This window comes from Actinomycetes bacterium (assembly GCA_022396035.1).
GTDB lineage: Bacteria > Actinomycetota > Humimicrobiia > Humimicrobiales > Humimicrobiaceae > Halolacustris.
In genome coordinates, this window is sequence record JAIOXO010000032.1 from 1 (window position 1) to 11,522 (window position 11,522).

The 11,522-nt window shown below is 41.9% G+C and carries 17 protein-coding genes and 4 tRNA genes; 15 read left to right on the forward strand and 6 right to left on the reverse strand.

Features of this window, described 5'->3' with window-relative positions; translation table 11 throughout:
• Positions 1-113: 113 nt before the first annotated feature.
• A complete protein-coding gene (locus tag K9H14_07870) occupies positions 114-1,742 on the forward strand; it encodes a CapA family protein (protein ID MCG9480106.1) in 1,629 nt (542 codons plus the stop codon).
• Positions 1,743-1,889: 147 nt separating this feature from the next.
• Complete coding sequence (locus K9H14_07875) at positions 1,890-2,798, forward strand: DegV family protein (GenBank protein MCG9480107.1); 909 nt, start codon at positions 1,890-1,892, stop codon at positions 2,796-2,798.
• Here the strand turns inward: K9H14_07875 and amrA are convergent.
• Genes amrA through K9H14_07890 form a run of 3 tightly spaced genes read right to left on the reverse strand, consistent with a single transcriptional unit; the run spans position 2,784 to position 4,441 of the window.
• The gene (gene amrA / locus K9H14_07880) at positions 2,784-3,353 is read right to left on the reverse strand and encodes an AmmeMemoRadiSam system protein A (protein MCG9480108.1); all 570 of its coding nucleotides are present in this window, start codon (positions 3,351-3,353) and stop codon (positions 2,784-2,786) included. The two genes, K9H14_07875 and amrA, sit on opposite strands and share 15 nt — an antisense overlap.
• A gap of 21 nt (positions 3,354-3,374) precedes the next feature.
• Entirely contained in the window at positions 3,375-4,196 is an 822-nt protein-coding gene (gene amrB, locus K9H14_07885) for an AmmeMemoRadiSam system protein B (protein ID MCG9480109.1), read from the reverse strand.
• Between the two features lie 11 nt (positions 4,197-4,207).
• On the reverse strand, positions 4,208-4,441 hold the full coding sequence (locus K9H14_07890; protein MCG9480110.1) for a DUF2905 domain-containing protein: 234 nt from the start codon (positions 4,439-4,441) through the stop codon (positions 4,208-4,210).
• A 101-nt stretch (positions 4,442-4,542) separates the two neighbouring features.
• On the opposite strand from K9H14_07890, the gene K9H14_07895 reads away from it, so the two are divergent.
• From K9H14_07895 to K9H14_07940, 10 genes are all read left to right on the forward strand, one after another.
• Complete coding sequence (locus tag K9H14_07895; protein MCG9480111.1) at positions 4,543-5,475, forward strand: hypothetical protein; 933 nt, start codon at positions 4,543-4,545, stop codon at positions 5,473-5,475.
• Between the two features lie 95 nt (positions 5,476-5,570).
• Positions 5,571-5,646 (forward strand) — tRNA-Thr (locus tag K9H14_07900).
• Between the two features lie 5 nt (positions 5,647-5,651).
• A tRNA-Tyr gene (locus K9H14_07905) sits at positions 5,652-5,737 on the forward strand.
• 5 nt (positions 5,738-5,742) lie between these two features.
• A tRNA-Thr gene (locus K9H14_07910) sits at positions 5,743-5,818 on the forward strand.
• A 217-nt stretch (positions 5,819-6,035) separates the two neighbouring features.
• Positions 6,036-6,482, forward strand: a complete 447-nt coding sequence (locus tag K9H14_07915; protein ID MCG9480112.1) for a hypothetical protein — start codon at positions 6,036-6,038, stop codon at positions 6,480-6,482.
• A 5-nt stretch (positions 6,483-6,487) separates the two neighbouring features.
• Positions 6,488-6,634 (forward strand): hypothetical protein, encoded by a 147-nt coding sequence (locus K9H14_07920; protein ID MCG9480113.1) that lies wholly within the window; start codon positions 6,488-6,490, stop codon positions 6,632-6,634.
• 10 nt (positions 6,635-6,644) lie between these two features.
• Positions 6,645-7,046, forward strand: coding sequence for a DUF4214 domain-containing protein (locus K9H14_07925; protein MCG9480114.1), 402 nt, complete (start codon positions 6,645-6,647; stop codon positions 7,044-7,046).
• Positions 7,047-7,226: 180 nt separating this feature from the next.
• A complete protein-coding gene (locus K9H14_07930; protein ID MCG9480115.1) occupies positions 7,227-7,469 on the forward strand; it encodes a DUF6364 family protein in 243 nt (80 codons plus the stop codon).
• Positions 7,466-7,927, forward strand: coding sequence for a PIN domain-containing protein (locus K9H14_07935; GenBank protein MCG9480116.1), 462 nt, complete (start codon positions 7,466-7,468; stop codon positions 7,925-7,927). The genes K9H14_07930 and K9H14_07935 overlap by 4 nt, the downstream gene beginning before the upstream one ends.
• An 83-nt stretch (positions 7,928-8,010) precedes the next feature.
• The gene (locus tag K9H14_07940; GenBank protein ID MCG9480117.1) at positions 8,011-8,511 is read left to right on the forward strand and encodes a DUF4214 domain-containing protein; all 501 of its coding nucleotides are present in this window, start codon (positions 8,011-8,013) and stop codon (positions 8,509-8,511) included.
• Between the two features lie 67 nt (positions 8,512-8,578).
• On the opposite strand, the gene K9H14_07945 is transcribed toward K9H14_07940, so the two are convergent.
• On the reverse strand, positions 8,579-8,836 hold the full coding sequence (locus K9H14_07945) for a hypothetical protein (protein ID MCG9480118.1): 258 nt from the start codon (positions 8,834-8,836) through the stop codon (positions 8,579-8,581).
• Positions 8,837-9,090: 254 nt separating this feature from the next.
• Between K9H14_07945 and ubiE the strand changes: the two genes are divergently transcribed.
• Positions 9,091-9,780 carry a bifunctional demethylmenaquinone methyltransferase/2-methoxy-6-polyprenyl-1,4-benzoquinol methylase UbiE gene (gene ubiE / locus K9H14_07950; protein ID MCG9480119.1) on the forward strand — a complete coding sequence of 230 codons (690 nt, stop codon included), beginning with the start codon at positions 9,091-9,093 and terminating at the stop codon, positions 9,778-9,780.
• Here the strand turns inward: ubiE and menA are convergent.
• Positions 9,777-10,688 carry a 1,4-dihydroxy-2-naphthoate octaprenyltransferase gene (gene menA, locus K9H14_07955; GenBank protein ID MCG9480120.1) on the reverse strand — a complete coding sequence of 304 codons (912 nt, stop codon included), beginning with the start codon at positions 10,686-10,688 and terminating at the stop codon, positions 9,777-9,779. The genes ubiE and menA overlap by 4 nt on opposite strands.
• 72 nt (positions 10,689-10,760) lie before the next feature.
• Positions 10,761-11,009, reverse strand: a complete 249-nt coding sequence (locus tag K9H14_07960; protein ID MCG9480121.1) for a hypothetical protein — start codon at positions 11,007-11,009, stop codon at positions 10,761-10,763.
• 289 nt (positions 11,010-11,298) lie between these two features.
• Between K9H14_07960 and K9H14_07965 the strand changes: the two genes are divergently transcribed.
• Together K9H14_07965 and K9H14_07970 are read left to right on the forward strand one after the other, a co-directional pair.
• Positions 11,299-11,374 (forward strand) — tRNA-Met (locus tag K9H14_07965).
• Between the two features lie 38 nt (positions 11,375-11,412).
• The coding region (locus K9H14_07970) for a hypothetical protein (protein MCG9480122.1) at positions 11,413-11,522 on the forward strand (110 nt) is incomplete at its 3' end.

Sequence of the window (11,522 nt, forward strand, 5' to 3'; positions counted from 1 at the left end):
ATATTATAACATCTTTTTAATTTAAATGGTTTAGTTTTTGCCTGTGAAATTATAAAATGTATCTTAATTATATTAGTGTCTGGAGATTGATTATGCGAAAGCTTAATTGCCTTATGTGGTTATTATTTCCACTTCTTATAATATTTACTCTTGCCGGTTGCCGGCCGGCAGAGGCGGTTATGGAAGAAAATCAGACAGAGGTTGAGGCTGCCCAGCCGGAACCGGAGGCTGAAGAGCCAGCAGTAGAAGAGCCGGAACCGGTTAATATCAAAGTAGACAGTTTAATCTCTTCCAGCCTGAAGGCGGTTCTAACCCAGGCAGCTAGGCAGGCATTTGACAGTTTTGAAATGGTTGACGGTCAGTCCGGCTATGACCTGGCAGTAACCCTGGGCCCGGACAGCAGCATTGATTCCATATCCATAGTAATGGTACCGGTAGTAGATTTTTTTACGGTAACCGACGAAATAAGTTTTGACCAGATTAAGGGATTCTGGGAGCAGGGAAGTTCACCGGAAATGGAACTGGTTATCACCGAACAGAATCTAGAGCTTATGGAAACAGTTATGGGTCCGGTTCAGTCCGACCAGGTGACTGTAGCAGAAGGAGACTTAAGCCAGGCATTAATGGAAGGGAACCGTTTTTCCATAGTTCCATTTGAAGATCTACGTACAGAGTACAAAGTATTAGAAGTAGATGGGGTATCGGTTCTGGATAAAGATGCCAGCATGCAGGATTATCCTTTGTGCTTTGGTTTAAATCTGGAGGGAGATGAGCAGTACATTGGCCAACTTTCTAAAGTTCTGCAAACCTTTGAGCTAACCAACCGGCAGACAGAAAATATGATTACCATAAATATGACCGGGGTGACTGCTCTGGTAAGAGGGACCGCCAACCGCATGGAACAGAATGGCATTCTTTATCCTGCAGAAGAAATCAGGGATACACTAATAGAGGCAGACATCACCCATATAAGTAATGAAATACCATTCGTGGAAGGCTGCACCGGAGCCAGTGACAGTAGCCTGGTTTTCTGCAGCAGGCCGGAATATTTTGAGCTGCTGCAGCATGTGGGAACAGATATAGTTGAACTTACCGGAAACCATATGAACGACTATGGCCATCAGTGGATGGACTATACACTGGATATCTATGATGAGGCAGGCCTTCCCTATTTTGGTGGTGGCAGAGAACTTGAGGATTCATACCAGCCAGTTTTATTTGAGATAGGCGGCAATAAAATCGCTTTTCTGGGATGTAACTTCTGGGGACCTGCCTATGATTGGGCAACCAAAGATTCACCTGGTTCCACTCCCCCCAATTATGAGGATCTGGAAGAGATTGTATCCCAACTGGAAAGCCAGGGCTATAACGTTGTTTTCACCTTCCAGTATGTAGAGACCTATAACTACTACCCTACCCAGCAGCAGGTAATAGATTTTGGCAGGATGATTGATGCTGGAGCCAGCATAGTTAGCGGAAGCCAGTCCCATCACCCTATGGGGGTGGAGTTTAAACCGGAGGGCTTTATAAATTACGGGCTGGGAAACCTGTTTTTTGACCAGATGAGAAGCCTGGGGATGAGGCAGGGAATAATTGCCAGGCACATATTCTATGAAAACCGCCATATCAGCACTGAATTAATCACCACCATGCTGGAAGATTACAGCCAGCCCAGACTTACCACTCCCGAAGAAAGAGAGGAGCTTCTGCAGGCAATTTTTGAAGGAAGCATTAAGCAGTAATAAATGTACAGGGTATGGAGGGGTATAAATATTTTTAGTTGGATTTATGGATAATTATTCCCTGAAGTTAGAGCACCTGTATTATGTCCTGTGGAGAAAATGATGGTTGAGCAGTAGAACTTTTTACCAACTTGATAGAATCTATTTATGGTTAAAAGAAAGCCTAACAGCCCAGAGCCCCAGAGTATTGCTGTGGTTACCGACAGTGCTTCCGATATCCCTGAAGGTCAGATAAAAGAATACTCTATAACGGTCATACCTTTTTATATACACTATAAGCAGAAGGAGTTCAGAGACGGCATAGATATAACTTCCAGTCAGGTTTATACCCTGCAAAAAGAACAGAAGGCTATCTTTAAGTCCTCTGCGCCATCCCCCCGGGATTTCCACCAGGCTTATTTGAGCCTGCTTAAACAATATGACTTTATCATATCCATCCATATAAGCTCCAGGCTTTCCGGTTTAATTAATTCTGCTTACCTAGCCCGTGATCTGCTGGGAGCGGATAAGAGAATTATCATTTATGATTCCCTGGCTGCAACCATGGGTTGCGGATTGATGGCCCTGGCTGCTGCCAGGGCAGCCAGACAGGGATACCGGCTGGACCAGATTTTGGATGTGCTTGATTACCTGAAAGCCAATATAAAACTCTATGGCACTATTGGTACCCTTAAGTATCTGAGCCTGAGTGGGAGGGTTCCCGCTTTAGCCAGCAGTATTTCTTCTCTACTGGGCATTAAACCCATGCTGGGCATCAGGGACGGAACTGTAGGCATGGTTGGCATCTCTTTTTTTAGAAAGAGATCCATAAATGTGATACTAAGAAAGGTAACCAGGCATTTTAAAAAAGAAAGATGGGTAATAGTGTCCATAATACATTCCCTGTGCCTGCCGGAAGCAGAACTGGTTAAAGACAAGTTGGGCTCAAGGCTTAACTGTGTGCAGATAATTCTAACCGAGTGCACCCCGGTAATAGGGGCCCATACCGGGCCCGGTTTGATAGGGGTAATAATAAGCAGTTTGGATTACCGGCTTTATAGGCTATTCAGCCGCTAGGCTGGCTTCACTGAATACATTGGCGCTGAAAATGTAGATACAGCAATCCTCCTGCCGGTAACAGTCGGAGGGAAGGCCTGCCTTGTAACAGGTCTGCTCCAGAAACTTCTCCCTATCCCATCCGTATTCTGTGGCCACTTGGGGAAGCAGCAATCCCTGGTAGGGGCCCTTATGTATCAATAATCCATGTTTCCCTACTTCAATCCTGGAAATATCGTCAATTTCTTCCAGAGGAGATAATACTGATATCTCAATATCAATGTCTTTTAGTTCCGCCGGGGATACGGCAGGAAACCGGGGGTCGTGTAAAGCTGCTTCTACAGCCATCCTGCTTACTGTCTTGCGCAGGGGAGAGGTAGCAGTTATATTGCCTATGCATCCTCTTAAGCTGCCCTGCTGGTTCAGGGTAACAAATGCCCCATATTCCTGGTTAAGTGCATCGCTGCTTACATCCGGTATGGTGGGCTCTCTTCCGTAAACAGCATTTAGGATGGACTGCTTGGCTATTTGAATTAATAATTTTTTTTCGTCCTGGCTTAAGTTTAAAATGTCCATATCCGACTCCTGATCTAATGATTAATAAAATACTGCAGACAGGTATCCTACTACAGCGCTTTTATCTCCGGTTACATCTCCTGAATTCTGGCAGGTTATTACCTTAACTTTGCTGGCTCCAAGGTTTCTGGCAGTCATCATTGCGGTTATGGCCGGCCCTCCCCCGCACATTTCTATGTCCTGGCTGTAGAACTTTTCGGCCAGGCCTTCGGTGTCAAAATTGGCCACCAGTTTTTTCACCTGGTTATCCAGAGAGACAGCTTCCCGGTAAGAATGATAGTGGGAGAGGTCTGTGCTGGCTACTATTAAAATGTTTTTACCTTTAAACACCCCGCTTATGGCCCGTGCCAGTTCCTGTACCAGTGACGGGTCCTGGTTACCTATAACCATGGGAATTATTTTGGTGTTACCTAAAACTACCTGCAGAAAAGGCAGCTGTACTTCCAGGCTATGCTCCTGGTTATGGCCCCGGGCAGAAGGTTTTATAAAGCTGCTCTCTTTATAAAGCAGCTCGGCACTCTTGTGGTCAATGTCAAGTTTGCCCAGAGGAGTGGCATAAGCGGTGCCGGGATATACGGATATGTGGTTGAAGTATTCAGAGTGGGAAGGCGCTATTACCACAATCAGGTCATATTGCTGGTCCTGTACCTGCCGGTAGGCATCAGCTGCCACCTGGCCTGAATATATATACCCGGCATGGGGAGCTATAATGGCCTTTATGCCTGGCAGTTGATAGTATTCTGACTGGTCTAAAAATTCTTTGATTTGTAATTTAAGACTGTCCGGATCTGCTGGATAGAAACCCCCGGCAGCAACCGGCTGCCTTGTATCTGTTTCAAACATGTTCATCACCCCTATTTTTTAATAAGCAACCATATTATTATGTTAAGTATAATGGTAAGCACTATGCTTAAAATAATGCTGGTGGTTATAGGAATATGCAGATTGAAGCCCTCTCTTTTAATATGTATATCCCCCGGCATATTGCCCAGAAAGGGCATCCTGGGAAGAAGAAGCATAAGGGCTCCCAGAATAGCTATTCCAATACCTACCATTATTAATATTTTTCCCAGCGCAGACCAATTCATACCTCTATTATATTTAAATTTGTTATTTTTTTAAAATCATTAACACTGTACAGATAATAGGATAGAATTAAATATATTTTAAACTTAATTTTAGGATAGTTATGCAACATATATTAGGCGTGGATGGAGGCGGCACTAAAACTACTGCCAGGATTGCTGATACCGATGGAAATACTTTGGCCCAGGGTGTATCCGGGGCCAGCAATTACCATAGTGTAGGAATCCCCAAAGCTATTGAAAACCTGAACCAGGCCATATCTGAAGCTCTTTCAGATTGGGATAATGATCAAGTAAATTTTGTCAGTTCCTGTTTTGGTTTTGCTGGTTTTAATTCAGAATCAGACCGGGTTAGTTACCAGAAGATAGTTTTTAATTCCATGCTTGAAAATAAGCTGAATCCGGATAAAGCACTGATATATAATGACACCATGGTTGGCCTGGCAGCCGGCAGTGACTGCCCTAATAAAATAATCCTTATAGCCGGTACCGGTTCCAACTGTTATGGTATGAACCAGCAGGGCAGAGATGCCAAGGCCAATGGCTGGGATTACATACTTGCCGATGAGGGGAGCGGTTACAGTATGGGCCTTAATGCTTTAAGGGCTATCATGAGGGCCTATGACGGTAGAGGCCAGGCTACCCAGCTGACTGATATTATACTTAAGTACCTTAATATAGATAGCATTGACGACCTCATAAAATGGACCTACCAGAAACCTTTTTCCAAGGACCGGATTGGGGATCTCTCCAAACCGGTTTGTGATGCGGCGGATAATGGGGACAAGGTAAGCCAGGTTATACTGGCAGAGGAAGCCAGGGAAGCTGTAATAAGCGTGTCGGCAGTGGTAGAGAAACTGGGATTGGAAAATAAAGAATTTGATCTGGTTATGGTGGGCGGTAATTTCAAGTGTGTGAAGTATTTCAGGAAACGCCTTACCAGGGATTTGAAGTCTAAGTACCAAGGGATTAAATTTTTGCCCCTTACCCGGGAGCCGGTTCACGGGGCAGTAAAATTGGCTATTGAAAACTTATGATTATAGTATAGAATGGTTATGTTCTGCCTGTTGATATCTGAGATGTATCTTGACATAATTAGGGTAGATTTGGATAATGGTTGGGCAAGTAGATTGCCGGTGTAGCTCAATTGGCAGAGCAGCTGATTTGTAATCAGCAGGTTGTCCGTTCAAGTCGGATCGCCGGCTCCATTAATGGAGGAGTGCCCGAGTGGCCAAAGGGAGCAGACTGTAAATCTGCCGGCGTATGCCTTCAGAGGTTCAAATCCTCTCTCCTCCACCATATAAGCCCGTGTAGCTCAGATGGTAGAGCATTTCCTCGGTAAGGAAAAGGTCATCGGTTCAAGTCCGATCGCGGGCTCCAGTCCGGTATAAATACTTTTCCCACCAGCAGAACAATGTAACTATCTTATTTCTTCAAGTTTTAAAACCGGCAGGCTAATTGGATGTAAAGAATTCTTCAAATCCACCAGATTATTTATTAAGATAGAGCGAAACCATTAGTATTTAGATGGTATTTAACCTGTGTAATAGATATATAGCAGCTGGTATTTAAGCAAAACACATAAGAAAGGACAGGAGTGATTTCTGTAAAACAAATACTGTATCTGGCGGTGGCTTTACCCCTAGTCTGTATCATAGTTTTTTCTTTTCCAGGTTTTCTGGTGGCTGACACCAATCTATTGGTAAATGGTGATTTCGGCCAGGATGAAGATCTCAGTATCCCCAGAGAGGGATGGTATAAAAGTAGAGACAACAGCGACAATGCAGTTATAGAGAACGGCGTGGCCAGGGTAGATAGCAGTGATATAAACATTGAGGTGGATATCGCCCAGGTTGTAGAAACCAGCAGCCTGGACCTGACTCTTACCTTTGATGTAATTAGAAAGATAGATGGTAATATCAGGGTACAATATATATTATCTGAAGACGGCTATATTACTTACATGGGGAAAAACATTTTGGATCGGCAGATTCGGGACAATACTTTACTGAGCTGGGAGCCTGGTACAGGGATAACCATATAAATCTTATGGAGCTTTGGGAACAGGATCCAAAAGGAGGCCGGGTACCCAGGTGTGACAAAATCAAAATAGTAATAGAGTTGGAAGGTGCAGGGGCGGTCTGGTTTGACAATGTGTCCCTTAAGGATAATACACCACCCCCGCCCCTCAACTGATGAGGAATGGGTGCAAAAGGACCTGAAAATTTCTCAGTTAATAAAGCATTACGGATCAACTAAAGAGGGCTTTGTAAAGTTTCTCTATGACAATATTTTAAACCGGGAAGGAGACAGGGAAGGCCTTTCCTGCTGGCTAAAACAGCTGGAAAGTGGAAACTTTAGCACCAGCCGGACAGTGGCCCATTTTATATTCTCGTCCGAAAACCAGAACCTGATAGAGGATATGGGCAATGAAGAATTCATTAATTATCTGTATACTTCAATATTGGCCAGGACCCCTGACAGCGAGGGTTACAGAAACTGGCTGCAACATATTAGCCAGGGGATGTCCAAACGGGAGATTCTGGAGGCCTTTTTAGACAGCCGGGAATGGATTGATATATGTGATAGGTTTGGGGTAAGACCTTAAGGAATTTTTAAACGCTTCCATTATACACTTCTCTTCATAAACAATTAGGATACAATCCTTCTCTTATTCAGGAATGCTCTCTGGCATCTCTGACAATAAAAATGATATTTGACAAATACGTGTTATTAATAATATATTATACGTGTAATATAATTAATTATAAGTATTATGGAGAATAAAATGGCAACCAAGCTGACACTTACCATGGATAAGGAAATAATAGAGGCGGCTAAAGAGTATGCTAAAAAAAATAATATAAGTCTTTCCGGAATAGTGGAACTTTATTTTAAGGCCTTATCTTCTGGCACCCAAGATTTCAACCCAGGGCCCATAACCAGAGAACTATCCGGGATAGCACGAATCACCACCAAGAAATCTGATAAACAGCTTTTAAAAGAGGCCCTGAACAAGAGGTTTCTATGATAAAAGAAATATTTCTGGATACAGACGTAATTCTTGATGTGGCCTTTAAAAGAGAACCCCACTTTGTATATTCGCAGACATTAATGTCTCTGGTAGAGAGGAATATTTTTTCAGGTTTTACCTCCTCTCTAATAATAGCCAATTGTTATTATATTATAAGCAGCAATAAGGATGATGCAATTGCCTTAAAGACAATATTAAAATTAAGGTCTATTCTCAAAATACTGCCATTCACAGACAGGGAGATAGGAGAGTCGTTAAGCTCGGATATAAAAGATTTTGAAGACGGCATACAATATTTCATTTGCATTAATAACCATATAGGAAACCTGGTAACCAGGAATATTGCCGATTACAAAAATTTAGATATCAACGTGTTGACTCCGAAGGATTTTTTAAATCTAGAGGAGGTAAGTAGGATAATCGAGGGAAAAGGTAACAATAAAAGAAATCCATAATTTCTTATTACTCTTCATTTTAATTTGAGAAAAAATAGTAGAAGACATCACCGACAGCATCTATGTTGGTTGGTTTTTAATCTGTGGGCTGGCACCTTTATACGATAGGGATCGAGGGCTTCAGTATTAAGGATAATTCACCGCCGCCTGCCACTCCCCGACCCTTAACTGATGAGGAATGGGTACAAAGGGACCTAAACATTTCTCAGTTAAGGCAACATTACGGGTCAACCAATGAGGGTTTTGTAAAGTTTCTCTATGACAATATTCTTAATAGGGTGTGGGACAGGGAAGGCCTTTCCTACTGGCTAAAACAGCTGGAAAGCGGAAACTTTAGTGCCAGCCGGACAGCAGCTCATTTTATATTCTCGTCCGAAAACCAGAACCTGATAGAGAATATGGGCAATGAAGAATTCATTAATTATCTATATGATTTAATTCTTGCCAGGACACCGGACCGCGAAGGCTATGAACAATGGCTACTACATATGGACCAGGGGATGTCTAAACGGGAGATTCTAGATGCCTTTCTGGACAGCCGGGAATGGATTGATATATGTAATAGGTTTGGGGTAAATCCTTAAAATATATTAAAATATTCTGATACAATTTAAAGGTCAGGCTTTTTAAAAAATTATTGCCTGCTGCAAGTCAGCATACCTTATCCTGGGATATGCTCTGATGGTAAAGGTCTTTTTTAATTTTTTCACACTCTTCTATAAAAATAGACGGTTTGGGCTTGATGGTAGATATACCCCTTTTTTCGTATTCCTGCAGTCTGACTGCATTTTCAAATAATGCATTGCAGTACTGGAGCCGGCTGGCAAAATCATTACTTTTTTCCAGTTTATTAAGGGAGTCATTCATTATACGGGCACAGCTACCAATAATATTATCTACGATGGGCATGCAACTATCGCATAAGCCTTCCGGGCTTAATTTCAAAAAAAGGCTAAAATGACCACAGTTTTTACAGCGCGGCAAATGATCTCCTAAAGAAAAGTAACAGACTTTCTAATTATAATAGAAGTAAGAGCGATTTTAAAGATAAAAGCCGGAAAAATAAAAATTTTTTTATAGCCTTAATTACCCCAGGGCATCCAATTAGTATTGGCAGCAATTTTATAATATAATCAATAATCCTATCGGAGCTGGATAAAAGTATGAAAAAAGAAGAAGTAGTTAAACTTTTTGACCAAATATATTTTAATTATGACCGGGCCAATACCCTGTTAAGTCTGGGTATAGACCGCTACTGGCGCCATAAGATGGTCAGCAATATAGATAAAGGCAGCTTTAGGGTACTGGATGCCTGCTGTGGCACCGGCAGCTCCAGCTACAGCATCTATAAGGCCAGCGGGCAGGAAGCTACCGTATATGGCATAGATTTTTCCAAGAAGATGCTGGAGGTAGCAAAAAAAAGATATAACCATTATTCCCCTCATCTTAAATTCATTTTTTCTGACGCGGCCAGCACCAATTTTGAGGATAATTTTTTTGATACTGTAGCCATAGCCTACGGAATCAGGAATATAACCGAGAGGGAAAAAGCATTGACCGAGTTCTACCGGGTGACCAAACATGGAGGCAGACTGATCTGTTTAGAATTTGGTTATCCCCGTTGCAGGCTGGTGAAATGGGTTTACAGCTTTTACCTAAATCTGGTACTGGTAAATATAGGGGGGCTGCTTGGCAGAAACAGGCCTGCCTATGCTTACCTGGTAAAATCCATAAAAGAATTTCCGGCAGTTACAAGGTTCAAAGAAATGATTAAATCAACAGGTTACCACAGGGTGGAAGTTACCGCCTTAACTTTTGGTATCTGTAATATATATGTAGCCTACAAGGACTAAATCACTTTTTGCAGAACCAGGCCCAGAGCAATCAGGGCCGAGGTTATCAGGGTAAGCAGTATGGTGTTTGCCTGTGCTGGCAGTATTTTTTTGGGGTCAGAATGATATCTGTACCCAATGTACGCGCCCCATATTGCCAGCGGAAGACCTAAAAAGGTAAGGAGCAGGAAGGCACTTAAAGGGGTAGCCACGGTGGCAATTATTATGAAGATATAGACTGCAGCTACTAAAATCAGGTAAACATACCTTGCTTTTTTTCTTCCCAGTATTACCACCAGTTGATTTTTGCCTGCCTGTTTGTCTGCTTTATAGTCAGGAAACTCATTTATAAGCAGAATGTTGGCGGTAAGTATCCCTATCGGTAAAGATATAAGTACTGCTTCCAGGCTGATACGGGAGGTGTGAAGATAATAGGTTCCTATTACCGATACTGGACCTACCAGTAAAAATACAATCACCTCTCCCCAGCCCCGGTACACCAGTTTGAAAGGATTGGCAGAATACAAAAAACCCAGGATGATACCGGCCAGGCCGAACCACAGCAGGGATATATTTACCACAATCGATACCACCATACCCAGGATGGCTGCTATTCCAAAAGAAGCAATGCTGGCAGCCAGCAGTTGTGAAGGCTGTAGCAGCTTATCCTGGATGACTCTGCTACCCCCGGAAAAAGGGGTGTATAACTGATTTATGTCATCGGCCTTATTTTTATGATCGTAGTAATCATTGATTAGATTAATACCGCAATTGGTCCCGGCTATTATAATTATGGACAGGACAAGAAATAGCCAGCTAAAGCTGTTGTCTTTAAAAGCCAGAGCCGAGCCTACCACTGCAGACATGGCTGTTGCAGAAAAAAAAGGAGCTCTTATTGCTTTTAGCCAAAGAAGAATTTTTTCTTTCATAACTAAGCTAATATTTTATCTGCAAAAAGATAAAAATAAAAGCCTGACTTATAACCGTCTGCATAATTTAATTTATCTTCCCAGGTTTACTCCAAAAAATATAATGGCTGCTATCAGTACCAGAACGATTATGCCAATTATAATCCAGATAAAGAAACGCGATTTTCCATAATCCAGATCTATTTCTCTGGGATAAGATTCAACCGGCTGTCTATCTTTAGGAATGTCTTTAATTTTTGCCTCACAGTGCGGGCAGGTATCTATATCCGGCTTAATAGGCTTGGAGCAAACAGGGCAGTAAATTTCTTCTTGTTTTTCCATATTCATCCCCTGTATTATTCTACTCTAATTCTACCCTTATTAAAATAAACAGATAAATATTGCAACTAAAATTCCTATATAGCTATTTTTTTAACAGCAAGGATATAATTAATATTTATTTAGTATCAGTTTGTGGTAGAATAGCTTTTCCCTGCTGGCAGTTAACCATTAATGCTATAACCATTAATGCTATATTGACAGTATAATATAACTTTTATAGAATTTATCTTTGCTTTAAAAAAAGAAAATAATTATTATAATGCATTATATGATTGGGTAAGGTTTTAGTGGCGGTGTAGCTCAGGGGTCAGAGCACACGGTTCATACCCGTGGGGTCATTGGTTCAAATCCAATCACCGCTACCATTATTAGTTTAATCCCATAAAAGAAAGGATTTATAAAAATGGCTAAACAAAAATTTGAAAGAACAAAACCACACATAAATATTGGTACTATAGGGCACGTGGACCACGGCAAGACTACTCTAACTGCCGCTATTACCCTGTGCCTGAA

What these genes read in the sequence shown, in the direction of transcription:
- K9H14_07870 (MCG9480106.1), top strand. Translation starts at nt 114, where the DNA reads ATGTGGTTATTATTTCCACTTCTTATAATATTTACTCTTGCCGGTTGC.
- K9H14_07875 (MCG9480107.1), top strand. Translation starts at nt 1,890, where the DNA reads ATGGTTAAAAGAAAGCCTAACAGCCCAGAGCCCCAGAGTATTGCTGTG.
- amrA (MCG9480108.1), bottom strand. Translation starts at nt 3,353, where the DNA reads ATGGACATTTTAAACTTAAGCCAGGACGAAAAAAAATTATTAATTCAA.
- amrB (MCG9480109.1), bottom strand. Translation starts at nt 4,196, where the DNA reads ATGTTTGAAACAGATACAAGGCAGCCGGTTGCTGCCGGGGGTTTCTAT.
- K9H14_07890 (MCG9480110.1), bottom strand. Translation starts at nt 4,441, where the DNA reads ATGAATTGGTCTGCGCTGGGAAAAATATTAATAATGGTAGGTATTGGA.
- K9H14_07895 (MCG9480111.1), top strand. Translation starts at nt 4,543, where the DNA reads ATGCAACATATATTAGGCGTGGATGGAGGCGGCACTAAAACTACTGCC.
- K9H14_07920 (MCG9480113.1), top strand. Translation starts at nt 6,488, where the DNA reads ATGGAGCTTTGGGAACAGGATCCAAAAGGAGGCCGGGTACCCAGGTGT.
- K9H14_07930 (MCG9480115.1), top strand. Translation starts at nt 7,227, where the DNA reads ATGGCAACCAAGCTGACACTTACCATGGATAAGGAAATAATAGAGGCG.
- K9H14_07935 (MCG9480116.1), top strand. Translation starts at nt 7,466, where the DNA reads ATGATAAAAGAAATATTTCTGGATACAGACGTAATTCTTGATGTGGCC.
- K9H14_07945 (MCG9480118.1), bottom strand. Translation starts at nt 8,836, where the DNA reads ATGCCCATCGTAGATAATATTATTGGTAGCTGTGCCCGTATAATGAAT.
- ubiE (MCG9480119.1), top strand. Translation starts at nt 9,091, where the DNA reads ATGAAAAAAGAAGAAGTAGTTAAACTTTTTGACCAAATATATTTTAAT.
- menA (MCG9480120.1), bottom strand. Translation starts at nt 10,688, where the DNA reads ATGAAAGAAAAAATTCTTCTTTGGCTAAAAGCAATAAGAGCTCCTTTT.
- K9H14_07960 (MCG9480121.1), bottom strand. Translation starts at nt 11,009, where the DNA reads ATGGAAAAACAAGAAGAAATTTACTGCCCTGTTTGCTCCAAGCCTATT.